This window comes from Pontibacter sp. CAU 1760 (assembly GCF_054482735.1).
In genome coordinates this window covers 240,350-264,596 of record NZ_JBTLRL010000004.1, presented here as the reverse complement: position 1 = coordinate 264,596, position 24,247 = coordinate 240,350, and the positions used below count along the sequence as shown (strand labels likewise).

General features: G+C 51.6%; 20 protein-coding genes and 2 pseudogenes. 1 reads left to right on the top strand and 21 read right to left on the bottom strand.

The window, feature by feature from the left end:
* Positions 1–1,680 carry a hypothetical protein gene (locus tag ACXYMU_RS07755; RefSeq protein ID WP_458985795.1) on the bottom strand — a complete coding sequence of 560 codons (1,680 nt, stop codon included), beginning with the start codon at positions 1,678–1,680 and terminating at the stop codon, positions 1–3.
* 129 nt (positions 1,681–1,809) lie between these two features.
* Between ACXYMU_RS07755 and ACXYMU_RS07750 the strand changes: the two genes are divergently transcribed.
* Entirely contained in the window at positions 1,810–2,682 is an 873-nt protein-coding gene (locus tag ACXYMU_RS07750; protein WP_458985794.1) for an alpha/beta fold hydrolase, read from the top strand.
* A gap of 64 nt (positions 2,683–2,746) precedes the next feature.
* Here ACXYMU_RS07750 and hisIE read toward each other — a convergent pair whose 3' ends face one another.
* The 20 genes and pseudogenes from hisIE to ACXYMU_RS07650 form a co-directional block, all read right to left on the bottom strand.
* On the bottom strand, positions 2,747–3,355 hold the full coding sequence (gene hisIE, locus ACXYMU_RS07745) for a bifunctional phosphoribosyl-AMP cyclohydrolase/phosphoribosyl-ATP diphosphatase HisIE (RefSeq protein WP_458985793.1): 609 nt from the start codon (positions 3,353–3,355) through the stop codon (positions 2,747–2,749).
* 91 nt (positions 3,356–3,446) lie between these two features.
* Positions 3,447–4,205 carry an imidazole glycerol phosphate synthase subunit HisF gene (gene hisF, locus ACXYMU_RS07740; protein WP_458985792.1) on the bottom strand — a complete coding sequence of 253 codons (759 nt, stop codon included), beginning with the start codon at positions 4,203–4,205 and terminating at the stop codon, positions 3,447–3,449.
* Positions 4,195–4,923: a 1-(5-phosphoribosyl)-5-[(5-phosphoribosylamino)methylideneamino]imidazole-4-carboxamide isomerase gene (hisA, locus tag ACXYMU_RS07735; RefSeq protein ID WP_458985791.1), complete on the bottom strand. Its 729-nt coding sequence runs from the start codon at positions 4,921–4,923 to the stop codon at positions 4,195–4,197. The genes hisF and hisA overlap by 11 nt, the downstream gene beginning before the upstream one ends.
* The gene (hisH, locus tag ACXYMU_RS07730) at positions 4,920–5,501 is read right to left on the bottom strand and encodes an imidazole glycerol phosphate synthase subunit HisH (RefSeq protein WP_458985790.1); all 582 of its coding nucleotides are present in this window, start codon (positions 5,499–5,501) and stop codon (positions 4,920–4,922) included. Before hisH ends, hisA begins: the two co-directional genes overlap by 4 nt.
* A 256-nt stretch (positions 5,502–5,757) precedes the next feature.
* Positions 5,758–7,113: a magnesium transporter gene (gene mgtE, locus ACXYMU_RS07725; protein WP_458985789.1), complete on the bottom strand. Its 1,356-nt coding sequence runs from the start codon at positions 7,111–7,113 to the stop codon at positions 5,758–5,760.
* A 169-nt stretch (positions 7,114–7,282) separates the two neighbouring features.
* Positions 7,283–8,293 carry a bifunctional 3-deoxy-7-phosphoheptulonate synthase/chorismate mutase gene (locus ACXYMU_RS07720; protein WP_458985788.1) on the bottom strand — a complete coding sequence of 337 codons (1,011 nt, stop codon included), beginning with the start codon at positions 8,291–8,293 and terminating at the stop codon, positions 7,283–7,285.
* 1 nt (position 8,294) lies between these two features.
* On the bottom strand, positions 8,295–9,071 hold the full coding sequence (trpA, locus tag ACXYMU_RS07715) for a tryptophan synthase subunit alpha (protein WP_458985787.1): 777 nt from the start codon (positions 9,069–9,071) through the stop codon (positions 8,295–8,297).
* On the bottom strand, positions 9,064–10,251 hold the full coding sequence (trpB, locus tag ACXYMU_RS07710; protein ID WP_458985786.1) for a tryptophan synthase subunit beta: 1,188 nt from the start codon (positions 10,249–10,251) through the stop codon (positions 9,064–9,066). The genes trpA and trpB overlap by 8 nt, the downstream gene beginning before the upstream one ends.
* Positions 10,252–10,350: 99 nt before the next feature.
* The gene (locus tag ACXYMU_RS07705) at positions 10,351–10,986 is read right to left on the bottom strand and encodes a phosphoribosylanthranilate isomerase (RefSeq protein ID WP_458985785.1); all 636 of its coding nucleotides are present in this window, start codon (positions 10,984–10,986) and stop codon (positions 10,351–10,353) included.
* Positions 10,983–11,801 (bottom strand): indole-3-glycerol phosphate synthase TrpC, encoded by an 819-nt coding sequence (gene trpC / locus ACXYMU_RS07700; protein WP_458985784.1) that lies wholly within the window; start codon positions 11,799–11,801, stop codon positions 10,983–10,985. Before trpC ends, ACXYMU_RS07705 begins: the two co-directional genes overlap by 4 nt.
* 39 nt (positions 11,802–11,840) lie before the next feature.
* The gene (gene trpD, locus ACXYMU_RS07695) at positions 11,841–12,851 is read right to left on the bottom strand and encodes an anthranilate phosphoribosyltransferase (RefSeq protein ID WP_458985783.1); all 1,011 of its coding nucleotides are present in this window, start codon (positions 12,849–12,851) and stop codon (positions 11,841–11,843) included.
* Between the two features lie 99 nt (positions 12,852–12,950).
* Positions 12,951–13,514 carry an anthranilate synthase component II gene (locus ACXYMU_RS07690; protein ID WP_458985782.1) on the bottom strand — a complete coding sequence of 188 codons (564 nt, stop codon included), beginning with the start codon at positions 13,512–13,514 and terminating at the stop codon, positions 12,951–12,953.
* Positions 13,515–13,516: 2 nt separating this feature from the next.
* Positions 13,517–14,305 (bottom strand): annotated as a pseudogene (locus tag ACXYMU_RS07685) (anthranilate synthase component I family protein); the annotation flags it as partial.
* A gap of 153 nt (positions 14,306–14,458) precedes the next feature.
* Positions 14,459–14,896: pseudogene (locus ACXYMU_RS07680) on the bottom strand (anthranilate synthase component I family protein); the annotation flags it as partial.
* A 325-nt stretch (positions 14,897–15,221) separates the two neighbouring features.
* A complete protein-coding gene (locus ACXYMU_RS07675) occupies positions 15,222–16,694 on the bottom strand; it encodes a M20/M25/M40 family metallo-hydrolase (RefSeq protein WP_458985781.1) in 1,473 nt (490 codons plus the stop codon).
* Positions 16,695–16,986: 292 nt separating this feature from the next.
* Positions 16,987–18,087: a bifunctional histidinol-phosphatase/imidazoleglycerol-phosphate dehydratase HisB gene (gene hisB / locus ACXYMU_RS07670; RefSeq protein ID WP_458985780.1), complete on the bottom strand. Its 1,101-nt coding sequence runs from the start codon at positions 18,085–18,087 to the stop codon at positions 16,987–16,989.
* A gap of 70 nt (positions 18,088–18,157) precedes the next feature.
* Positions 18,158–19,204 carry a histidinol-phosphate transaminase gene (gene hisC, locus ACXYMU_RS07665; protein WP_458985779.1) on the bottom strand — a complete coding sequence of 349 codons (1,047 nt, stop codon included), beginning with the start codon at positions 19,202–19,204 and terminating at the stop codon, positions 18,158–18,160.
* Positions 19,197–20,486 (bottom strand): histidinol dehydrogenase, encoded by a 1,290-nt coding sequence (gene hisD / locus ACXYMU_RS07660; RefSeq protein WP_458985778.1) that lies wholly within the window; start codon positions 20,484–20,486, stop codon positions 19,197–19,199. The genes hisC and hisD overlap by 8 nt, the downstream gene beginning before the upstream one ends.
* A 3-nt stretch (positions 20,487–20,489) precedes the next feature.
* A complete protein-coding gene (hisG, locus tag ACXYMU_RS07655; protein ID WP_458985777.1) occupies positions 20,490–21,341 on the bottom strand; it encodes an ATP phosphoribosyltransferase in 852 nt (283 codons plus the stop codon).
* 748 nt (positions 21,342–22,089) lie between these two features.
* Positions 22,090–24,247, bottom strand: a 2,158-nt coding sequence (locus ACXYMU_RS07650; protein WP_458985776.1) for a T9SS type A sorting domain-containing protein, incomplete at its 5' end; no start/stop codon positions are given.

The following is a 24,247-nucleotide window of genomic DNA, read 5'->3' as shown; positions in this document are numbered from 1 at the left end:
TTACATTTTCTGCATCTTCTCCGGCACGCCCACCGTGGTCATGAAACCGTCTTTCAGGCAGTCGGTCCAGTAACTGAACACTGATTTCGCCGGATCTCGGGTTACCTGGACCGTCACCCTGCGCGGCTTCTCCCCTTTGTCCCCGGGGTTGCTTTCCTTGATCACCACTATGTTAGCCACCTTGGTCAATACCTTTTTCCCAAAGGACTGGCTTCCGTCTGTCGAGAGCACATCTATTTTCAGGTTGTCATACAGCATCACATAGCTTCCCTTGGCCTGCCTGCTGGTTAGTTCCACATCAAAATCAGCACGGCGCATGTGCCCGCTCTCAAACCGCACAAAACCAGTCGGGCCAATCATTGGGTTCAGGATCGAGAAATCCCCGGAGGCCATGCTGCCTTTAATGCGGTGATAGCCGGACTTGTTGAGCAGTGGCAGATAAATGCGCAGCTTGATCGGCACCTTCCCCATAATCAGTCCGTTTGCATTGACCACTGCCGGTTTTTTACCCGACATATGCGCCGGCATGTTGCTGACGTTCCGGGCTGTCACGTTCAACTTCCGCAGGCTGATATGCCCGCGTTTGGTGGCTTTCGGTACGAGTTCAGAGTACTTTACCGTACCATTCCGGATCACAACAGAATCCAGCAGGATGTTGGCCTGCATCTGCTGCATCAGGGTGTGCGGCAAGGGCTGATTGCCCGCATTCTCGAAGTTCTGCTTGTCTTTGTAAGCTTCCAGCACCGGGTTAGACAGGAGGATGTGCCGGGTGATCACGTTATTGGAGCGCGAGTGCGCAGCAAAATCCAGGCCGGTCAGTTGGATGTGCGGCACATGCACGTTCATGTAAGAAACCGCCTTTCCTTTTTTCTGGGCCATGGCTCTTGGCGAGACAACGGGAGTCAATTCTAAATTATTGATGTCTACCTTTTCCGTCTGGGTACTCAATGTAACGGAGTCCGTTCGAAGGGTATAGGTATTATCTGGAAAGCGGTATGTCATGCCCGTTGTGGCCAGGCGCATCTCATTGGAATAGTAGGCCCGGTTTTCGGCATGAAACGACTGGCTATCAAGTTGAAAATCATCCACGGTCAGGTTAAAGCGCGGCACAATGAAAAGTGCTTTAGCGGCTTTGGGGCTGTTGCGGTAGACAAACCCCGCACTGTCTAAGTTAATTGTGCTGATCTTCAGGTTTTTGAGAAGCCCTGACCCCGTTTCGTGCAATGGTTTGTGCTGCTGCCGGGTTGTGTCTTCGCGCATCTGGGTAACCAGCAGTTTTGGCAACTGCACCCCTAACTTGCCAATGGTAACGCCCTTTCCAAAAAGCATCTTGAAATAGTTGAGCCCCGTAATCTCGATGGCTTTGGTTCGCAGGTCTAGCAAGGTGCGCGGGGCTTCCTGATCCTGCTGAGCGATTTGCTGCCAGCGCTGGTAGTCGGGTTTAAGTTGCAGGCTATCCACTGAGAGGGCACCGGCAAACGGAGAAACCTGCAAGCCATGTAGCCGCAGCGAGTATACCCCCTTCGACTGCTTCTGCACGTTATGTTCTATCCGCTGCTGTAGCCAGTCCGTGAAGAAGATCAGCCCTACAAAAAGCAAGAGCGCAATGCCCACCACCCAGGCACCGACTTTGAGCCAGTGTTTTGCTTTGCTTTGATGTCCTTGTCTTTTATCGTTCATTTGTTTTCAAATCTTGCCTGTCATACGTTAAAAATCGAAAGAGGCTAAGCTGCAAGCTGTGAATGCTATAAAAGCAAGCGAATAAGCGCTCCTATTTGTCTATCAATAAGTCAAAAAACAAATCTATCCATGGCAAAACCAATCAAGTGGCTCGACCGCATTTTATACCCTTTTCAGGAGAATTGGCTGCAGTTGCCGGGCGGCACGATGCATTACGTGGATGAGGGGAAAGGCCAGGCTCTTGTGTTTGTGCATGGCACGCCCACCTGGTCTTTTGTGTGGAGGCAGCAGCTAAAGTCGCTGAGCAGGAACTATCGCTGCATTGCTCCCGACCACCTTGGCTTTGGCCTGTCGGATAAGCCCGGTACGTTTGCCTATACCCCGGAGGCGCACGCCGACAACCTCGAAGCGCTGATCGCCCACCTGCAACTGAAGGATATCACGCTGGTGGTGCATGATTTTGGCGGCCCTATAGGCTTGCGCTATGCGCTACGCCACCCGGAGAACGTGAAGCGCATTATTGTGCTGAACTCGTGGATGTGGAGCTTGGAAGGTGAAAAAACGATGATGAAGATCAGCCGGTTTATGAGTGGCAGCGTCGGACGTTTCCTGTATAAGCAACTGAACTTCTCGGCACGCCTTCTGCTACCTCAGGGCTATTTTCAGCGCAAGCACCTCACCAAAGATATTCACCGGCATTACCTGAAGCCCATGAACTCAGCGCAGGCGCGGCAGGGGGCCTGGCAATTCGCAGTCTCGCTTCATGCGGCTTCACCCTTTTTCAGTCAGCTTTGGGAAAACCGCGCGCGGTTAACAGGCATACCGCTGCTTCTTATTTGGGGAGAGAAAGACAAATTGCTGCCGCTGCACTGGCTAGAGAAATGGCAACAGGCATACCCTCAGGCTGAGGTGAAAAAGCTGAAAGCGGGGCATTTTCTGCAAGAGGAAAACGGTGGCGAGGTGACAGCAGCCATACGCGCTTTTTTGGAGGCGCACCCTTAAATAAAAAAGCTGGGCCACACGAACTTTTACAGTTGTGTGGCCCAGCCTGTTCTTATGGGATAAATTACTTTTTATGGCGCTCCTCGAGCACGGCCACCACATCTTTCAGTTCCAGACCAGTGGCCGATAGCAGCACGAGCAGGTGATAGAGCAAGTCCGCTGCTTCGCCTTTCATAGTGTCCAGCTTTCCGGCCACCGCATCAATCACAGTCTCCACGGCTTCTTCCCCTACTTTCTGGGCGATTTTGTTCACGCCTTTCTCATACAGGAAATTGGTATAGGAGCCTTCCACAGGGGTTTGCTTGCGCTGCTGAATCACGCCTTCCAAATCTGCGATAAAGCGGATGGCGGCGGCACGATTCGCGCCCTCCGCCTCGCCAAAGCAACTGGTGCTTCCTGTATGACAGGTCGGGCCGTTCGGCTTTACTTTGATGAGCAGCGTGTCTGCGTCGCAGTCGCGGGTAATGCTGATCACCTCCAGCGTGTTGCCGGACGTTTCGCCCTTGGTCCAGAGGCGGTTTTTGGTGCGGGAGAAAAAGGTAACCACCCCCTCCTGCCGCGTTTTGTCCAGCGCCTCCTGGTTCATATAGCCCAGCATTAATACCTGTGCTGTTAGTTCGTCCTGTATAATTACCGGCACTAAGCCGCCAGATTTCTCGAAGTCAAGTTCCACTTTTTGATAATTACAAATTAGAAATTACGAGTTCCGAATTTGGGGGTATGCGCACTGGCAATGTCCAAACTTGGCTCTCGCATATTTATACTTAAAGCCGCATGGCCAAGCCTTGCTCTTTCAGATACTGCTTCAGGTCCGGCACGCCCATCTCACGAAAGTGAAAAAGGCTGGCTGCCAGGGCGGCATCAGCATGGGCCTGCTGAAACACATCTGAGAAGTGCTGCAGATTGCCTGCACCACCCGAGGCGATTACTGGCACGGAGACGGCTTTAGCAACCTCACTTGTTATATCCAGGGCAAAGCCGGCTTTGGTGCCATCATTGTTCATGCTGGTGAGCAGAATCTCTCCGGCACCCAATTCCGTCACATACTTGCACCAGTCTACGGTAGCGTGCTCTGTTTCCACGGTACCGGCACGGGCGTATACTTTCCAGCCGGTGGCCTCGGTATACTTGGTGTCTACGGCTACGGTTATGCACTGGCTACCGAAGCGCTTGGCTAATTCCTCCACCAGTTTCGGGTTGCGAATAGCCGCTGAGTTAATAGACACCTTATCGGCACCTGCCTGCAGCAGGACTTCCACATCGGCCACAGAACTTATACCGCCTCCAACCGTGAAGGGGATGTCGATGTGCCGGGCAATGTCGCGCACCAGTTCAGCGAAGGTCTTGCGCTCTTCGTTCGTGGCCGTGATATCCAGAAACACCAGCTCGTCGGCTCCTTGTTCGGCATACCATTTGGCCAGCTCCACCGGGTCTCCGGCATCGCGGATGTTCTCGAAACGGACGCCTTTTACCGTACGCCCGTTTTTAATATCTAGGCAAGGGATAATGCGTTTAGTCAGCATATATAAATCGCTCTAAGTCTTTTAATTGAATGGTGCCCTCGTAAATGGCTTTCCCAATGATGGCCCCGGTTACGCCCATGGCCTGCAATGCCTCCACATCCTGCATGGTGGTTACACCGCCGCTGGCAATTAAACCCGCTTCCGGCAGTGTTGTTTGCAGATGCTGGTATGTTTCAAGCGAGGGGCCCTGCAGTTTGCCGTCTTTGCTCACATCGGTACAGATAAAAAGCTTGGCGCCGTAGCTGACGTAATCCGAGATAAAAGTCTCCAGGGCGTAGTCGCTTTCCTCCGTCCAGGCGCTGATAGCGATGTTCCTGCCCTTGAAATCTGCGCCGATGATGATGCGCTTCGCCCCATACTGCTCGAGCCAAGCTTTCACCTTCTCAGGCTCGCGCACAGCAATACTGCCTGCCGTGATCTGCGAAGCGCCTGCATCAAAGGCCTGCTGCACCGCCTCATCCGACTGCAAACCGCCACCGAAGTCGATGGTCAGGTTGGTGTTAGCGGCAATTTTCTCCAGCACCGCGAGGTTCACTGGCTTTTTCGCGCGGGCACCGTCCAGATCTACCAAGTGGAGGCGCTTGATGCCGTGAGCCTCAAAGCGCTTGGCTACCTCCAATGGGTTGCTGTCGTAGGTTGTTTGCTGTGAAAAGTCGCCCTCTGTCAGGCGCACGCACTGGCCGCCGATAAGGTCTATGGCTGGGATAATTTCCATCATATCGCTAAAAAGTTTTTCAGGATTTGAGCGCCGGCAGGTCCGCTTTTCTCTGGGTGAAACTGCGCCGCATAAAAGTTTTTATACTGTAAAGCCGCCGAGAATGGCTCGGGGTAAGAGGTCTGGGCTATGGTATACTCGCTCATCGGCACATAATAACTGTGCACGTAATACACGAACTCCTTCTCCTGCAGCCCCTCAAACAAAGGAGAGTCAAGGTTTTCCAACTGGTTCCAGCCCATGTGGGGCACCTTCAACTCCGTCTGGAAGCGCTTTACCTCCAAGGGTATAATCCCCAACAGGTCGGTATCGCCTTCCTCAGAGTGCTGGCAGAGCAGCTGCATACCCAGGCAAACGCCGAAAAAAGGTTGCTCTAGCGTGGGCAGGAGCTTGTCAAGGTTGCGGGCTTTCAGTTGCGCCATCGCTGAAGAGGCCTCGCCCACGCCCGGGAAGATCACTTTGTCCGCGGATTTGATGGTCTCAAAGTCAGCGCTCAGCGTGGCTTGCACCCCGAGCCGTTCCAGCGCAAACAGCACCGACTGCACATTACCCGCTTTATAATCTACAATAACTAAGTTCATTGGGATCGATTTGTTTTTTAAAACTAAGAATCAGCGTTGAAGTAAACTTCAGGCTTGATTGAGAAACAAAAAAGCCTGACCCATTTCGGAGTCAGGCTTTTGGATATATACATTAAATGCTTAGCAAATCCATAGGCAGGCGGCTCCGAAACTGTTGCTTCGTGCATGATGGTGATGCAAATGTGCCTGTGTTGCTGCCATGTAGTTTACAAATATAAAACAAGTACGCTATTATCGTTAACGAATTCCTGAAAAATTAAAGCAAAGTACCCGTTAAAAGCGCAGCCGCAATGGAGAAATAAATGACCAGACCCGTTACGTCTACTAGTGTAGCCACAAAAGGCGCTGAGGAAGTGGCTGGGTCCAGTCCCAGTTTATGCAGCAGAAACGGAATCATGGAGCCCGAAATAGTGCCCCATAGCACGATTCCGATTAGCGAAAGACCCACTGTCAGACCAATTAAGACGCTGTATGCCCCATAGTCATAAAAGCCAGCCTGCTGCCAGAGTATGATGCGCAGGAAACCCACTGCCCCCAATATCAAGCCCAGCATCAACCCAGACAATACTTCCTTGCGCATCACATACCACCAGTCGCGCAGGTATAGTTCTTTAATGGCCATGGCACGCACGATCAGCGTGGCCGCCTGCGAGCCGGAGTTACCGCCGCTTGAGATAATGAGGGGTATAAACAAGGCCAGTACCACCGCTTTCTCAATCTCCACCTCAAAGAAACCCATAGCCGAAGCCGTCAGCATTTCACCCAAAAACAGGATCATGAGCACGCTGGCACGCTTGCGCACCAAGGTTAGCAGCGGGGTTTCGGTATAGGACAGTTCCAAAGCTTCCAAACCACCGAACTTCTGAATGTCTTCGGTATCCCGGCGCTCGATCTCGTCAAAGATATCGTCAAAGGTCACGATGCCCACCAGCACGCCGTTCTCCGATACCACTGGCATTACGGCCCTGTCGTACTTGTCGAACTGTTCAATGGCCTCCTCGCGGTTCATGGTGGTGGTGAGGCACACAAACTGGTAATCCATCAAGGATTCAATGGTCCGCTCTTCCTCGGCCATCAGCAACTTGCCAATCCGGATGTCATCGATCAGCTTGTTCTCCTTGTCCACCACATACACGTGGTTCAGGGTTTCGGCTTTTTTGCCGTAACGCTTGATGTTGGCGATGGCCTGTCGCACCGTCCAGCCTTTCTTGGCCTGTATGTAGTAAGGCGTCATGAGGCGTGCAATGCTTTTCTCGGGGTAGCCCAACAGGTTCAGGGCAATGCTCTTCTCCTCATCCGACAGCAGGTTGATGGACTCCTTGATGAGCAGGTCCGGGAAATTCTCGAAAATTTCAGTTCGGTCGTCAGGGGCCATGTTCTCCAGCATCTCACCTGTGTCGCGCGAGCCAAGCTCTTTGAGGATGTCCTCCTGAATCTTATGATTGAAATAAGTGAATACCTCCGCTTTCAGCTCTCCGGGCAACAGCAGAAACGCCAAAATGCGCTCTTTGGCACTCAGTTCGGTGATGACCTCCGCGATGTCGTTGGGGTGTTTGTTGCGGAGATCTTCGAAATTAATAGCTCTCCGGAAAGTGTCCAGTGGTTTTGCCATGATCTGATTTAAAGTGCCATCCTAAAACAATGGCGCTGCTTGGTTCAAAGGTATAAGCTTGTGCCGGCTTTCAAAAACCGAAGCCTGGCTCATTCGTGAGTCAGGCTTCGGGCTAACGGACTTCATACGTAGGGCAAGCAACCCAGGGTTGAAAATTGCAGCAAGCAGGCTAGAAACTTTCGCGCAGCGCGTAGGCCTGGCGCATCCGTCGAATCAAACGCGAAGACTCAGCAAAGTCCAGGGTTTGTTGGCCATCTGAGAACGCCTCCTCCGGCTTTTGATGCGTTTCGTAGATCACGCCATCTGCCCCTGCCATCACGGCTGCCAAGGCCATATCGGCCACAAAGTCGCGTAGACCGATGCCATGCGAGGGGTCCACAATCACGGGCAGGTGGGTTTTCTCTTTCAGCACCGGCACCGCGTTAAGGTCCAGGATATTGCGGTAAGCTTTCTCATATCCTCGGATGCCGCGCTCGCACAGCATGATATCCTCGTTACCGTTCGAGAAGATATATTCTGCCGCCTGTAGCAATTCCTCAATGGTACCAGAAATACCGCGCTTCAGCAAGACTGGTTTCTGTGCCTCGCCCAGCGAGTCGAGCAGGTTAAAGTTCTGGCTGTTGCGCGCCCCTACCTGGAACACATCCACATAGTCAATCATCTCATCGATCTGCGACACCTGCATCACCTCCGTGATGATCTTGATGCCATTCTCGCGGCAGAGGCGGTAAAACATCTGCAGGCCCTCAATGCCCATACCCCGGAAAGCATAAGGTGAGCTGCGCGGCTTGAATACGCCGCCGCGCATGATCTGCACATTGTTCTCCTTCAGGTGCTCCACCACTAGTTCGATCTGCTTTTCGCTTTCGATAGAGCACGGACCGGCCATAATGCTGAAGTTGCCCTCACCTATGGTCACACCGTCTCCCAAATCAATGCGGGTAGGCTCCACGCGCCACTTGCGCGAGATCAGCTTATACTCCTCTGACACGCGGTGAATGTCTGCCACGCCCGGCAATTGCCCGATCGAACGGATGTCGAACTCTTTCTTGCCGATGGCCACCAGGTAATCGCCACGCTGGGTTTTTACCTCGCTGGCTTTGTAGCCTATTTTGTCAACCTGCTGTAGGATGTTTTCTTTCAGATTGTCAGGGATGCCCTGCTGCAGTTGTATGATCATGTTAGTTTCTGATGCTTTGGATAAATGTTTGGATGTTCTCGGCCACGGTTCCCTCCTGCCCCAGCGCCTTGATAAAGGCACTGCCGATAATAGCTCCACGGGCATGGTTACAGGCTTGCGAAAACGTGTCACGGTTGTGGATGCCGAAACCGATCATCCCCGGATTGCGCAGCCCCATCTTGCCTACCCTGCTAAAGTAGTCCGTGTTCACGACGGCCTGGCCGGTAGTGCTACCCGTGGTTGAGGCGGACGACACCATGTACACAAAGCCGTTGGTATGGCTGTCGATTTCGCGGATGCGCTGCTCCGGGGTATGTGGCGTAATGAGGAAAATTTTGCTCAGGTTGTTCTGTTCGAAAATCTCCTTATACTCCCGCACATAGTCAGCCAGCGGTAGGTCAGGCAGGATGATGCCGTCGATGCCTACCTCACGGGCTTTCTGGCAGAAGCGCTCCACACCATACTGCATCACCGGGTTCAGGTAGCCCATTAGCACCAACGGAATCTGGGTATGCTTTCGGATCTCCTGAAGCTGTTCAAATAGCTTCGGTATAGTCATACCGTTTTTAAGGGCAATCTCACTGCTTTTCTGGATGGTGGGGCCATCGGCCAAAGGGTCAGAGAACGGCATGCCCACCTCTATCAGGTCCACGCCGTTTTTCTCTAATTCCAGGATGATCGGCACCGTGTCTTCCAGGTTCGGGTAGCCCGCCGTGAAGTATACCGACAGCAGGCCCTGCGGCTTCTGCTCAAAGAGTGTTTTTATTCTATTATCCATTCAAGTCGAATCGATCTAAGTAGGTTGACAAATCTTTATCGCCGCGACCGGAAAGGTTCACGATCACCACATCATCCGGCTTGGCCCCGATTCTGTCCAGGACCGCAAGGGCGTGGGCACTTTCAAGGGCAGGGATGATGCCTTCGAGGCGGGTCAGTTCCAGCACGGCCTCCAGCGCCTCAGCATCCGTTATGCTCTCGAAAATAGCGCGCTTAGAGTCGAACAGGTGCGCGTGCAACGGACCAACACCAGGATAGTCTAAGCCGGCCGAGATAGAGTATGGCTCGGTTACCTGCCCGTCCGCGGTCTGCATCAGCAGCGTGCGGCTGCCGTGTATCACGCCTTCCGTGCCCAGCACCGACGTAGCCGCCGACTCACCAGAATCAACACCCATGCCAGCGGCCTCCACGGCTACCAGTTTCACTTCCGGAGTATCAAGGTAATGGTAGAAGGCACCGGCTGCGTTGCTGCCACCACCCACGCAGGCTATCACATAATCCGGGTTCTCACTGCCCGTCTTCTCCTTCAACTGCCACTTCATCTCTTCCGAGATAATCGCCTGGAAGCGAGCCACCATATCCGGGTAAGGGTGCGGGCCAACCACAGAGCCGATGATGTAGTAGGTGTCCTCCGGATTGTTGATCCAGTCACGGATCGCCTCATTGGTGGCGTCTTTCAGGGTGCGGCTGCCGCTGGTGGCGGGCACCACGGTGGCCCCGAGCATTTTCATGCGGGCCACGTTCGGGGCCTGCCGCTGAATGTCAATCTCGCCCATGTATACGATGCACTCCAGCCCCATCAGAGCACACACCGTTGCAGTTGCTACGCCATGCTGGCCGGCACCCGTTTCGGCGATAATGCGCTTTTTACCCAGGCGCTTGGCCATCAATACCTGCCCCACGGTATTGTTGATCTTGTGGGCACCGGTATGGTTCAGGTCCTCGCGCTTGAGGTAGATGTTGGTCTTATGCTTTTCAGAAAGTCGCTTGGCATAGTAGAGCGGCGTAGGCCGGCCCACATAGTCCTTTAACAAGCTTTGCAATTCCTCCTGGAAATCAGGCTCCTGCATGATCTTGAGGTAATTCTGCCGAAGCTCCTCCACGTTGGGGTAAAGCATCTCGGGTATATAAGCTCCTCCGAATTTGCCGTAGAAGCCGTTATCGTCAACTGAGTATTTCATAGGGATACATTATCTATATAATCCAGCATGCGGCACCAGCCAGTCTGTGCTGCTTTAGTTGGTATTCAGGCTCAACTGCCAATAATCACGCTGTGCTTATTAGTTAGCCACTTGCCTGAAACTGGCAATCATTTGCTCTAGTTCCGGCACTTTTTTCAAACCTGGCTCCTGCTCAAACCCGCTGTTCACATCCACCGCATAAGGCTTCGGCCGTAGTTTCTGAAAATCCTCGCTCTGCAGCAAATCCAGGGTCAGGCCACCGCTCAGAAAGTAGGGTTTGTCCGAAACATAGGCTTTCAGCAGTTCCCAGTCAAAGCTAACTCCGTTACCGCCATAGTGTTTACCGCGCGTGTCAAAAAGAAAGAATTCGCAGTAGCGCTCATACAGCAGTGTGTTCTCGAAAGAGAAGCTTTCACCCACCGAAAATGCCTTGATCACCTTTATACCTGCCTCCTGCAGTTCCTGGCATTGCCGGGGTGTTTCACGACCGTGCAACTGCACCAGGTCAAGGCCGAATGTTTTGACTGTAGCTAGTACTTGCTCAGGCGTCTCATTTACAAAAACACCCACTTTTTGCACGGAGGAAGGAAGCGATGCGAGCAGCTCAGGCGTTATATACGCTGAGGCAAACCGCTTAGACTCCTCGTAGAAAATGAAGCCCATGTAATCGGGCTGCAGGGCTGCCACTTGCCGGATATTTTCCGGATCGCGCATGCCGCAAACTTTTATTTTCATGCCAGTGCGCCTGTTTTTTTAGCCTGTAAAGCCCGAAGTTCCTTGATGAAAGCGGCAGCGGCCTGCTCTGGCCTGCTGCTCGTCATAAAGCTTTCCCCGATCAGGAAACCGTTGTATCCTGCTTCCTGCAAGTCCACCAGAGTTTGGGGCTTGCTTAAACCGCTTTCGGAAATCTTTGTAAAGCCGGACGGGATATGGCTGGCTAGCTCATAAGACAGTTCGATCTCCGTAGTGAATGTCTTTAGATTGCGGTTGTTCACGCCCACCACCGTCACGTACTCGCTCAGGTTTTGCTGCAACTCCTCCAGGTTGTGTACCTCCAGCAGCACCTCTAAGCCCAAAGAACGGGCAAATGCCGCGAGTTCCTTCAGGCGCGCAGGTTCCAGGGCGGCGGCAATCAGCAGAATAGCATCCGCCCCGATCGACTTTGCCTCCACGATCTGGTATTCATCTACCGTAAAATCTTTCCGCAGGATCGGGCAATAGTTGTACTTGCGGCCAATCAGTAAATCCTCGTTCTTGCCGCCAAAATAATTGGTGTCGGTCAGGATGGACAGGGCCGAAGCGCCCGCCTGCATGTATCCGATGGAGGTACGCTCCACTGAAACGTATGGGTTGATATCTCCTTTAGAAGGTGACTTGCGCTTGATCTCTGCAATGATGCCGCTTTTATCTGGCCGCAGCAGGTAATGCTCCAGCGAAATGCAGGTGGTATCAAAGTAAAGGCTCTTTTCGAGCAGTTTGATAGGGTATAACTCACGGCGCTCCGCTACCTCTTTGTGCTTTTGCGCTATAATCTCGTCGAGTATGTTCATGTTGTATTCAGTTCTTATGATCGTATGCGGTATCCAAATTTAAGCGTTTGCCAGCGCTTTATCCTGCACTAGCTTATTAAATAGAGCAAAAGCCTTGCCTGACACTAGAATCTCGCGGGCCGTTTCCACAGCCTGCTGCGGTGCTAACGCTGGCTGGGCAGTTTGGAGCGCCATACCGGCATTTGCTGCCACCACAGAAGTTTGCGCCTCGGTGCCCTCCCCTTTCAGCACGTTCAGGAAGATACGTGCCGAGGACTCGACATCGTGACCACCCGCAATCTGCTCGTGTTTTAAAGTAGGCAGTCCTAAGGTCTCCGCATCATACAAAGCCTCCCGGTTGTCCGAAACCACTTTAAAGGGACTCGTCAGGGAAATTTCATCGTAGCCATCCAGGGTATGGATGATGCTGTAGCGCACGTCGGGCTGCTGCTGGTACAGGTAGCCATACATACGGGCAAGCTCCAGGCTAAACACGCCCACCATCTGCCGCTTCGGGAAAGCCGGGTTCACCATCGGCCCCAGCATGTTAAAGAACGTCTTCACACCCAGGTCGCGCCGGATCGGGCCCACGCTTTTCATGGCCGGGTGAAAGAGGGGTGCATGCAGGAAGCAGATGTTATACGTGGCAATGCTACGCTCCAGTGCATCGGTGTCTGTGGTGAATTTTATACCCAAGGCCTCCAGCACATTGGAGGAGCCACAGGACGACGAAACACCGTAATTGCCGTGTTTAGCTACCGGTATACCGGCGGCGGCCACCACAAACGAGGAGAGCGTGCTGATGTTAAACGTGTCTTTACCGTCGCCCCCCGTGCCGCACAAATCCATGGGGTTGTAAGCATCCAGGTCTACGCGGTGGCAAAGCTCCAGCAGGGCGTTACGGAAGCCTTCCAGTTCCTCCACCGTGATGCTACGCATCATGTATACCGTCAGAAAGCTGGAAATCTGGCTTTGGTTATAATGGCCCGCCGCTACGTTCACGAGCACTTCGTGCGCCTGCTCCTTAGTCAGTGTTTTATGTTCAAATAAATGATTCAGTATCTCTTTCATTGTTGTGATGCTTGATGCAAGGTATAAACTTGGCAACTGAAATTAAATTTAAAAACCGGTTTGGAGGATAACCAGACAGTAAAGCCTGGCGTTAACCCGCTAATGCTCTAACCAGTTTTTGAGCATCTGCCGCCCATGCTCCGTCAAAACCGACTCTGGGTGAAACTGCACCCCGCGCACGTCATGCTCCTGATGGCGCAGCGCCATGATGCGGCCCTGCTCGTCCAGGGCCGTAGGCACAAGGCAAGCAGGCATGTCCTGCTCCACCAACCAAGAATGGTACCGCCCTGATGCAAACTCCTTCGGCACCTCCCGGAATAAAGGCTCGTCCTCACGAATCACTTTAACCGGCGTCGCGATGCCATGCCATACCTCATTGCTGTTAATCAACTTACCGCCGTAAACCTCTCCGATGGCTTGATGCCCGAGGCATACCCCAAACAGGCTTTTCTCGTGGCCATACCGTTTGATGACGTCTTTCAGGATACCCGCTTCGTCAGGTATACCCGGCCCCGGAGAAAGCAGGATCTTATGGAAAGCACTTACTTCTTCCAGTGTTATTTTGTCGTTTCGGCGTACCGTAACCTGGGCGCCCAGCTCCTGCAGCAGGTGCACGAGGTTATAGGTAAACGAATCGTAGTTATCTATTACAAGTACTTCCATAATTAGTCAATGTCTTGTGCTATTTGAAGTGCGCGGCGCAGGGCCATCAGTTTGTTATCTACTTCCTGCAGCTCGCTTTCAGGGTTGGAGGCTGCCACAATGCCTGCTCCTGCCTGGAAAAACAGTTTATAGTCCTTGCTCAGGAACGAGCGGATCATGATGGCGCTGTTGAAGTTGCCGTTGAAGTCGAGGAAGCCGATGCAGCCCCCGTAAAAGGCCCGGTTCGTGGACTCATACCGATCGATGAGGCGCATGGCCATGTGCTTGGGAGCGCCGGAAAGGGTGCCAGCCGGGAACGTGCTGGCGACCATCTGCAGCGAGTCCTCCTGCCGGTGCAACTGCCCGGATACTTTTGATACCAGGTGGATGACATGCGAATAGAACTGAATTTCGCGGAAGGTCTCTACTTTCACACTGTGCCCGTTGCGGCTAATGTCGTTGCGGGCCAGGTCAACCAGCATCACGTGCTCGGCGTTTTCCTTCGGGTCGGCCAGTAGTTTTTCAGCGAGTGCGGCGTCCGCGGCGTCATCGCCGGTGCGCCTGAAAGTACCCGCGATCGGAAAAATACTGGCTTTCTTGTCTTTAATCACCAACTGAGCCTCCGGCGAAGAGCCAAATATCTTGAAGCTGCCGTAATCGAAGTAAAACAGGTAGGGAGATGGATTGACAGAACGCAGGGCACGGTAAACATTGAACTCATCGCCACGGAAGGCTTGAGCAAAGCGCCGCGAGAGCACCAACTGGAATACATCGCCCCGGAAGCAGTGCTGCTTGGCTTTCTCAATGTTCTTCAGGAAATTGTGGCTGCTGATATTGTGCTCTTCCTCACCCACCGTAGAGAAAGTATAGCTCGGGATGTTACGGCTGTTAAGTAATACCTCCAGTTCCTTGATGCCGTCAGTCGTACCACCGGCCTCGTGGGTATGGGCAAAGATAAAGGCCTCGTTAGAGAAGTGGTTAATCGCGATGATGTGCCGGTAAACAGCATAATACAGGTCAGGTATATCCTGCCGGTCTGGGCGCAGGTTCAACTCAATGTCCTCGAAATAGCGGACGGCATCATAGTTCATGTACCCAAACAGGCCGTTGTGGATAAAATTGAAGTTGTTGTGTTCCTCAATCTCAAAGCTGCCTGCAAAGGCGGCCAGTTGCGCCGGTACGTTCACCTCCGGGGTGATGGGGGTATGGCGCACCGTGTTGTCGGGAAACGTCTCCGTCAGCACTTCGTTCTCGGCTTTGATGGTGGCAATGGGGGTACAGCAAATGTAGGAAAAGCTGTTTTCGGCCCCATGGTAATCCGAGCTTTCCAGCAGGATGCTGTTTGGAAAACGGTCGCGCAGTTTCAGGTACACACTCACCGGGGTGAGTGTGTCGGCCAGCATGCGCTTATACGTGGTACTGATCTTGTATTTTTTCATCGCTTTAGGTAAGAGTCACAAACAAAAAACCCGCTATTCGAGGTGAACAGCGGGTTTCAATTTTTTATATCGTGTGCTATATGGTTGCGAAACTATATAGCGGGGCTGTTCACGCTCTGATTTGAAACGTGCCACCACCATGCCATATGAATGTTCTGAATCACTTTGTAATTTCTCGCTCTAAGTGTTGTTTTATTCCCGTTATGGTTGCAAATCTATTCTCTTATCTTAAACTTCCCAAACTTTTTTGCAAATTTTATGGCGCTGCCCCTCAGGTTTTTCGAATTTATCAATCTTTGAGGGCTACTTCCTGCGGGGCGCTTCCGCCCAGGTTCCGGATCAGGGAATTATAGAACACAATGCATTTCCCAAACACATCCACCGAAAGGCGCTCATTCACGTTGTGCACCAGCAGGATGTTTTCGCGGTCTACCACCTGCGGCGCGAAACGGTAAATATTATCGCTCAGTGCTGCATAATGCTTGGCGTCGGTAGAACCCGGGAACAGCGCAGGCACGACCGCGCATACTTCCGGGAAAGTCTCCAGGATGCTTTCGCTAAGTGCCTCATAGCTCCAACTGTTGGTAGCACTTGGCGTTGACGGGGCAGAATACACCCCATAAGCAGCTATCTCCACCCGATCATCCCGGATCGCGTCGTATACGTGCCTCATCACGGTTTCGCTCGTTTCACCAGTCAAAATCCGGAAGTTGATCACGGTTTTGGCAACGCGTGGCATCACATTGTCCTTTTCTCCGGCAGTGAGCATGGTGGGCGCCATTTGCGTCCGGATCAGGGCATTGGTGGCCTGATCTTTACCCAGCCGCTTCAACATATGGCCTTTAAAAAGCCAGTAATGCCGCATCGCCAGTTTGTACTTGCCCCCCATTTGCCCGGCCAGTAAACGAAATGTCTCTTTGGTGGTAGGAGTCATGCGGGCCTCAAACGGATGGTCTTGCAGCTGCGTAATCGCCTTACTCAGTATCGTGACAGGTGATTCTGACGGCGGTACCGAAGAATGGCCACCATCGCCACTCACCGACAGTTGCAGGTTTAAATTACCCTTCGATGCCGTTCCAACAAAGGCCACTGGATCCTTCAAGCGCGGGATAATGTTTTCGGCCACAGCCATACCCTCATCGAGCACCGCCTCTAACCGAACGCCCTGCTCCTGCAGATAGTGACTGATTTGGGCAGCACCGTCTTCGCCGCCTTTCTCTTCGTCATGTCCGAAAGCAATGTAGATGGTGCGCACCGGGTTATACCCTGCCTGTAGCAACTGCTCGACAGCTTCTAAAATGGCTATAACCCTGTACTTATCGTCCATGGAGCCCCTGCCCCAGACATACCCCTCCCGCACTGTTCCCTCAAATGGGAGATGCTCCCAATCGGCCAGGGTTGCCTGCTCTACGGGCACTACATCCAGGTGAGCGCTTAACAGCACCGGTTTCAGGTCGGGTTGGACGCCTGGCCAGGTATACAGCAGGCTATAGTTGTTGATGGTGATTTTGTTTAAGCGCTCATGTACCAGCGGAAAAGCCTCCTCCAGGTAAGCATGCAAGTCTAAAAAAGAAGCGGTGTTAATTGTAGCGGAGTCATCAGACGACACCGTCTGGAAGGTCAGGAGCCTGGAGAGTTTCTCAATGGCAGAAGGTATAACTGGCGGGGAAACGGCGGCCGTGTCTGGAGGAAGAACGGGGGCTGCCCTTGCTACCGAAACGGAGAAGGCAATTACAAGCAGGTATATTGAAATATGGCGCATGGTCAGGAAATTGATGCCATATAGAAAAGGTTAATCTAAGCAGCTGCTACAGCCACAAGGACAATGAAAGGTGATTAATTTTTCTAAAAGCTAGTGAATACTTAACTTATGTACGGTTACTATTTTAACCCGGTCAGCAACTTTGTCAGTTCCCGACACAATAAAAACAGCGGTTAACAGTCATAAATAGCTAAAATGTCGCTAACCGGGATACAATTTTACCCGTCAAGCTACAAAAAAAGGAGGGAAAGCCATGGCCTCCCCTCCTTCTAAGCTGTTAAGCCGTCAGTTTTTATAATATCCCTTTGGTGCTGGGGATGGCTGTGTCAGTGGGGTCCACTTGCACTGCCATGCGGATGGCGCGGGCAAAAGCCTTGTACAGGGCCTCTATTTTATGGTGCTCGTTTTCGCCCTCTACTTTTATGTTTAGGTTTGACTTAGAAGTGTCGCTAAACGATTTGAAGAAGTGAAAAAACATCTCCGTCGGCATGTCCCCTACTTTCTCACGCTTAAATGTTCCATTCCATACCGTCCAGGGCCTGCCGCTAAAGTCGATGGCTACTTGCGCCAGCACATCATCCATCGGAAGTATGAAAAAACCGTATCGGCTGATGCCGCGCTTTTCGCCCAGCGCCTGCAAAAAGGCCTCTCCCAGGGCCAATGCAGTATCTTCGATGGTATGGTGCTCGTCAATGTGCAGGTCGCCTTTCACGTGTATAGTCAAGTCTAACTTGGCGTGCTTAGCCACTTGCTCCAGCATATGGTCAAAAAAGCCCAAGCCGGTGTGAATCTCCATTTTTCCGGTGCCATCCAGATTCAGCTCCACACGGATATCCGTTTCAGACGTTTTGCGCTGCACTGCGGCCTGCCGCTTGCGGGGCTGCTTCAGGAAGGTATAAATCTCGTCCCAGTTGTTAGTGCTGAGCGCCGCACCCTCGGCTTGCGTCTCCCCGATAAAGATAGCCTGTGCTCCCAGGTTCTGGGCCAGTTTAACGTCTGTCTGCCGGTCTCCGATCACGTAGCTGTTCTGAAGGTCGTACGCCCCCGAGAGGTACTGCTGCATCATGCCGACTCCCGGTTTGCGGGTCTCCAAGCCTTCGTGCTCAAAGCTGCGGTCAATCAGTATCTCCCCGAACTGTATACCCTCGCTCTCCAGAATCTCCAGCATCTTGTTTTGGAATGGCCAAAAGGTGTCTTCCGGATAAGAGTCGGTTCCCAGACCATCCTGGTTTGTCACCATCACAAACTCATAATCCAGTTCCCGGAAAATCCGGGCCATGTTGCTGATGGATTTAGGTATAAAAGCGAATTTATCGAAGGAATCCACTTGAAAATCCGACTTAGGCTCTACCAGGATAGTGCCATCACGGTCGATGAAGAGTGCTTTTTTCATTTGAAGGGAACGCTATGGGTGAGCGAAAACTATTTAGGTATGCTCCCTCACCTGTTTATTACTGTTTAGTTTACTTGAAATCGGCGATAGCCTGTAAAAGCTGCTGGTTCTCTTCCAGCGTGCCAACAGAGATGCGCAGGCAGCCCCCGCACCCCGGCAAAGTAGATCGGTTGCGTACCACGATGCCTCTCTCCAGCAGATAGTTGTAAAGGCCATTGGCATCCGTTACCTGCACCAGTATAAAATTGGCATCCGACGGAAACACCTTCACCACAGCCGGTAAAGCAGGCAATGTGTGCATGAGCAGCGTACGTTCCTGTACAATCTCCTCTACCATGTCTTTCAGAGCCTCTGTACGCGTTAAGGCTTCTAGCGCCAGCTCCTGCGTTGCCTCGTTGATGTTGTATGGCGGCTTTATTTTGTCGAGCACCGAGATGATCTCCGCTGAGGCAAAAGCCAGCCCGAGGCGCAGGCCTGCCATACCCCAGGCCTTCGAGAAAGTCTGCAGCACCACCAGGTTTGGGAACTCCTCGAGTCGGGTTGTCCAGCTGGGCGTGTCGCAAAAGTCCACGTAGGCTTCGTCCAGTACCACTAACCCGTTGAATTGGCGGAGCACTTGCTCAATGGGGCTGGTTTCAATGGCGTTGCCGGTCGGGTTGTTTGGCGTACAGATGAAAATGATGCGCGTGGTGGGCTTTACCTTGGCCAGTAAGGCTTCTACCGGTAGCTGGAAATCAGCGGTGAGTTGCACAGCCTCCAGCTCCACATCGTTCAGGTTGGCCGACACTTCATACATCCCATAGGTTGGGGGCAGGTGCAGCATCGAATCCTGACCGGGGCGGCATACCATCCGAAACAGTAAGTCAATGGCTTCGTCGCTGCCATTGCCTAAAAATATCTGCTCCGGCTGCACACCCCTCAACTCAGCGATGACTGTTTTCAGCTGCTTTTGGTGAGGGTCTGGGTAACGGTTGTAATTGTTGCCTGCCAGGCTGCCCAGGTTGTTTTCGTTGGCATCCAGGAATACGCTGGCATTGCCTTTAAACTCGTCCCGAGCCGATGAATAGGGCTTCATCTTCAGCACATTCGGGCGGATGATATCGTTCAGGTTAAACACGGTTTACCTCTTTTAGTCTGATGGATACTGCATTTTTGTGGGCTTCCAGGCCTTCGGCTGCGGCCATCGTCTCGATGGTAGCGCCTATCTGCTGCAAACCGGCCGGCGTAATGTGCTGAAACGTGATCTTCTTCACAAAGCTGTCCAGCGAAACGCCGCTGTAAGCGCGGGCATAGCCATTGGTGGGCAAGGTATGGTTCGTGCCGGATGCATAGTCGCCGGCTGATTCCGGACTGTAATTACCCAGGAAAACAGACCCTGCGTTGGTTATACTGTCCAGCGCGCCCTCAAAATTGGTGATAGAGAGAATCAGGTGCTCGGGAGCATACACGTTAGAGAAATCCAGCATGTCCGCAACGCTTTCAAACACGATGCTCAGGCTGTTATCCAGCGCCTGCGCGGCAAAAGCCTCCCGCGGCAGCATGGCCAGCTGCGCCTGCAGTTCCTGCGCTACCTGCTCGACCAGCTGCTCCGAATTCGTTAAAAGCACCACCTGTGAGTCGGGCCCGTGCTCAGCCTGCGATAGCAAGTCGGCTGCCACAAAAGCCGGGTTGGCCGATTCATCTGCAATCACCAGCACCTCTGACGGACCGGCAGGCAGATCGATGGCTACGCCCAATTTGCTTACCAGCTGCTTGGCCACGGTAACATACTGGTTGCCAGGCCCGAAAATTTTATACACTGCCGGTACGCTTTCGGTACCAAAGGCCATGGCTGCAATGGCCTGAGCGCCACCGGCCTTTACCACCTGTGTGATACCAAGCAAAGAAGCTGTGTAGAGTATGGCCGGGTGTATGGTGCCATCCTTTTGAGGCGGCGTACAAAGCACAATTTCGCTGCAGCCGGCAATGCGAGCCGGTATTCCCAGCATCAGCAAAGTCGAGAAAAGTGGTGCCGTGCCTCCGGGTATGTATAAACCCACTTTTTCGATGGCAACGCTTTTGCGCCAGCACGTAACGCCGGGCATTGTCTCCACTTGCTTTACGGGCTCTGCCTGTTGGGTATGAAACAGCTGGATATTGGAAAAGGCCTGCAAAATCGCCCCTTTCAAATCAGCAGGCAGCATACCCTCGGCTGCGATTATTTCTTCGGGAGTAGCCAGCAGCTGCTCCAGTTGCACGCCATCGTACGTAGCGGCCAGTTCCAGCAGGGCTGCATCGCCCTGTTCCTGCACCAGCTTAAAAGTTTGCCCGATGCCAGGCTCCAGCTCTGCCAGATTTTTTGTGGGGCGCGTAACCAGCTCCTGCCATACCCCCCTTTCCGGATTGATGAGATTGCGCATGGCTTAAATGATCATTTTTTCGATAGGGATAACCAGGATGCCCTGTGCTCCGGCAGCCTTAATCTTCTCGATAATCTCCCAGAAATCATCCTCGTTCACCACTGAGTGCAGCGAGCTCCAGCCATCTTCCGCTAATGGCAGGATGGTCGGCGCTTTGATGCTCGGCAACATCGCACGTATCTCGCTCAGTTTATCATTCGGCGCGTTCAGCAGGATATACTTTTTCTTTTGGGCGCGCTGCACCGCGTGTACCCTGAAGAGTAGTTTTTCAAGGATTGCTTTCTTCTCTGTGTCAAGCTTTTCATTTGCTATCAGCACTGCCTCTGAGGTAAACACACGCTCCACCTCTTTCAGGCCATTGCTGATCAGGGTGCTGCCTGAGCTTACGATATCGCAGATAGCCTCGGCTAAACCAATGCTTGGTGCAATCTCCACCGAACCGCTTATCGTGTGGATGTGCGCTTCCACGCCCTGCTCCTGCAGGTACGCCTGCAACAGATTAGGGTAAGAGGTTGCTATGTTCTTGCCGTTCAGGTCACTGATGGAGGTATATTCGGTGGTCTTGGGCACTGCCAGGGACAGGCGGCACTTCGAGAAACCCAGTTTCTCGACGGTCAATTCCTGCTTTCCTTCTTCTACCAGCACATTCTGGCCTACAATGCCAATGTCAGCTACGCCATCAGCCACATAACCGGGGATATCGTCGTCGCGGAGATAAAGGATCTCGAGCGGGAAATTAGTTGATTCTGTTTTGAGCTTCAACGAACTGTTTACAAAGGAAATACCGCACTCACGGATCAGTTTAAGCGAGTCTTCGCTCAGTCTGCCGGACTTTTGGATAGCTAATCGTAGCATATGTGGGAGTAAATTTTTTAGCGTATATAAAAGATTATTCTGCTTTGCATGGTGCAAAGTAAACAAATTGGGTCAATACCCGACGGGGCCATATGATGATGCTATTCCTCTGACGAGGAATGATGGAAATGAAAATGCACATGCGCAGCCAAGGCAGTAGGATTTGCCTGTAGAGAGTGGATGCTATATAGGAAAGATGCGTGCATTTAGGAAAACAAAGTAAAGCTGTTTTTTTTAAATTTAAAACAAACTTCCAAAAAAATAAACTACTACATGCAATATGTGGCAGTTTTTAACTTGATACCCTTGAAACCCTTATTCAGAAATAAGTTCGAAGAGTTTTTTAAAAATGTATTTACAAACTACCATCGTGGTAAGGATAAAGTAATCGTAATCGCTGTAAAGAAAATCCTCTCAGAAATTGATAACCCTTATACCTCCTGAATTTAAAAAAAGTTGTTTTGGAAAAGCATAAAATTTGTACCCTACAAAGAATGGCCTCAGCTACTGCTCAGACGCAATTTGCCAGGTAGTTGAGAATTGCTTTTTGTCACACGGAAGTTGTAAGCTTATGCTTGAGGAGTAGTCAATCAAAGATAACTCCCATCCGTTATCGATGGGTGTAGGATCTGCACACCTGCTGGAACTAACCGGATTCTATTAAAAAAAAGCTTTCCTGAAAAGCAAAAGAGCCAGCCCCATTCCGGGACCGGCTCTTTTGCTTTTCAGGAAAGCTTAAACTTGCTTCTTAGCGCTTCAGCACCATCTTCAGCGTTTTAACGCCTGAAGTTGTAATTAAGCGGGCAAAGTAAACTCCTTCCGGCATGCTGCGGTTCGTAAACTCATACGCATAGGTCTTGCCAGCTTCTGTTGTTCCCTGGTCTACTTTCTTCACCAAAGCTCCCTTCACATCATATACTTCCAACGCAAAGCTTTCTTCTGCAACAGCAGTGAAAGTAATGGTTGTTCTGTCATTGAACGGGTTAGGATAGTTGATAAAAGTATTAGACTCTGGAAGTGCAGTCGCTGCGACTAGCTTAGAAGATCCAGCAGATTTAACATTTGGCGTATGGATTACGATGGAACCTCCTCCCAGGAGAGTACTTTCAGAAGCTAAGATCGCATTATCATCTCCCATCTGGTTATCATAAACTACAGTACCACTCATCTCCCAAATCTTCATTCGGAATCTATCTTTCCCGTCACCGCCAGTCGCGTTTCCATCTACTATGGAAACCATGAAGCCATAATTTCCACTTCCATTAATAGTACCTGTTCCTTTGTAAATTGCTTTTGTGCCAGCAACAACTAACGAACCTTCGTTATAGCTTGTTGATCTAAAGTTCAAGTTACCAGCCTGGAATTGGAATTCAGTATTACCAGTAGGTACATTGCTGCCTTTCTTGTACTGTGAGTTAAAGCCAAAGTTCGCTTTACCTTTAGCAGTTTTATCTACAGTATAAGCTCCTAGAGGTGACTCAATCCAACCACCACCAGTTACAAACCCAGCAGTAGGATCAAAAACGGAGAAGTAAGCAGCGGCTCCTGTGCAACCACTTGAAGTTTTGACTTCTACTTTATATAAACCAACAGTGCTTATTTCTGAAGCTGGAATAGCAAGAGTTGCGCGACCTTCGCCATCAGATGTAGTTGATGTACCTTTTTTTACTCCATTGACATAAAACTCAACACTTACCCCCTGAAGATTACCACCAGAAGTTGATTTTATGCTTGCAGAAAGTGTAGTTCCAGATCCAATCTGAACAGAAGTACCGCTTGCAGATGCATCAATTACTATACCCCTGATTTCGAACTTATTGGTTGCATCCAGGCTGAGAGTATAGTTTGATCCGGCAGACAATGAACCTAACACAAAATCATAAGTATTAACATTCTCTCCTGCTATACGTCCAAGTTTGGTTATGCCAAAAGCAGCTTCTGCTAAACCCGCATCATTAGAGAATACAAATACAGGATCTGTTATCTGACCACAAAACTTATGCTGACCAGCAGTCGGACTAATTGTTACTATTCGTTTCTCAACAACAAGCGTTACTGAATTATTCGCCTCATTGTAGTTGTCTGTTGCAGCAGCCTTTACAGATAAAGTGTGCGAACCTGCATCTAATACAGTTCCCAATTCAGGATCGTAAGTCGGGCTACTTGGGGCATAACCACCAGCAACACCAGCTACAGAAGCATTTAGCTGAGTGGCAGAAAGCGCCGTGCCGTAAACAATGTTATCTGGGTTATACCATGTGAGGGTCTGGTCAGCCTTTGCTGCGGCAACATTCACTTTCACCTCTAGGGCTGCATTGTAGTTGTCGTTACCTGCCTGGTTGTAAATCACCTCACCAGTTCCGATACCAGAGTTCATCTTGTAGGTAGCACCGATGTTGCTCAATGGAGCAGAGCTTGTGTAAGCTACAGGAAGACCTGACGTGGAAGTGGCAGCAACCGCGAACTCAGTGTTATACACTGCACTTGCAGGAGAAGCAGTAGCCACTGTGATGGTCTGGTTTGCCTTGCCGATGGCGAAGGCGAAAGGTGCAGAAGCCTGACCCTCGTAGTTGTTGTCGGCTGCCAGAGTGGCCACTACACTGTAAGAACCAGCAAGTGTTGGCTTGGTAGCAGAAGCTGCATACGCTGCGCCTCCGTTGCTGGTGCCGCTGTAGCTGTATGTCACTGCGCCAGTTGAGCCAGTCTTAGTAACTGCTGCCGGACCTTGCGCTGATGTATTGTAAGTGAAAGTGTCATCTCCCGTTACAGCTACAGTAGAAGCAGCCTTGCCGATGGCGAAGGCGAAAGGTGCAGAAGCCTGACCCTCGTAGTTGTTGTCGGCTGCCAGAGTGGCCACTACACTGTAAGAACCAGCAAGTGTTGGCTTGGTAGCAGAAGCTGCATAC

Excerpts from the sequence above, each read along its gene's own strand:
- trpC (WP_458985784.1), bottom strand. The coding sequence starts at position 11,801 with ATGAACATACTCGACGAGATTATAGCGCAAAAGCACAAAGAGGTAGCG.
- hisG (WP_458985777.1), bottom strand. The coding sequence starts at position 21,341 with ATGCTACGATTAGCTATCCAAAAGTCCGGCAGACTGAGCGAAGACTCG.
- ACXYMU_RS07705 (WP_458985785.1), bottom strand. The coding sequence starts at position 10,986 with ATGAAAATAAAAGTTTGCGGCATGCGCGATCCGGAAAATATCCGGCAA.
- ACXYMU_RS07750 (WP_458985794.1), top strand. The coding sequence starts at position 1,810 with ATGGCAAAACCAATCAAGTGGCTCGACCGCATTTTATACCCTTTTCAG.
- hisB (WP_458985780.1), bottom strand. The coding sequence starts at position 18,087 with ATGAAAAAAGCACTCTTCATCGACCGTGATGGCACTATCCTGGTAGAG.
- ACXYMU_RS07675 (WP_458985781.1), bottom strand. The coding sequence starts at position 16,694 with ATGCGCCATATTTCAATATACCTGCTTGTAATTGCCTTCTCCGTTTCG.
- trpA (WP_458985787.1), bottom strand. The coding sequence starts at position 9,071 with ATGGATAATAGAATAAAAACACTCTTTGAGCAGAAGCCGCAGGGCCTG.
- ACXYMU_RS07755 (WP_458985795.1), bottom strand. The coding sequence starts at position 1,680 with ATGAACGATAAAAGACAAGGACATCAAAGCAAAGCAAAACACTGGCTC.
- hisH (WP_458985790.1), bottom strand. The coding sequence starts at position 5,501 with ATGAACTTAGTTATTGTAGATTATAAAGCGGGTAATGTGCAGTCGGTG.
- ACXYMU_RS07720 (WP_458985788.1), bottom strand. The coding sequence starts at position 8,293 with ATGATCATACAACTGCAGCAGGGCATCCCTGACAATCTGAAAGAAAAC.
- mgtE (WP_458985789.1), bottom strand. The coding sequence starts at position 7,113 with ATGGCAAAACCACTGGACACTTTCCGGAGAGCTATTAATTTCGAAGAT.
- hisA (WP_458985791.1), bottom strand. The coding sequence starts at position 4,923 with ATGATGGAAATTATCCCAGCCATAGACCTTATCGGCGGCCAGTGCGTG.
- ACXYMU_RS07690 (WP_458985782.1), bottom strand. The coding sequence starts at position 13,514 with ATGGAAGTACTTGTAATAGATAACTACGATTCGTTTACCTATAACCTC.
- hisD (WP_458985778.1), bottom strand. The coding sequence starts at position 20,486 with ATGCGCAATCTCATCAATCCGGAAAGGGGGGTATGGCAGGAGCTGGTT.
- hisF (WP_458985792.1), bottom strand. The coding sequence starts at position 4,205 with ATGCTGACTAAACGCATTATCCCTTGCCTAGATATTAAAAACGGGCGT.
- trpD (WP_458985783.1), bottom strand. The coding sequence starts at position 12,851 with ATGAAAGAGATACTGAATCATTTATTTGAACATAAAACACTGACTAAG.
- trpB (WP_458985786.1), bottom strand. The coding sequence starts at position 10,251 with ATGAAATACTCAGTTGACGATAACGGCTTCTACGGCAAATTCGGAGGA.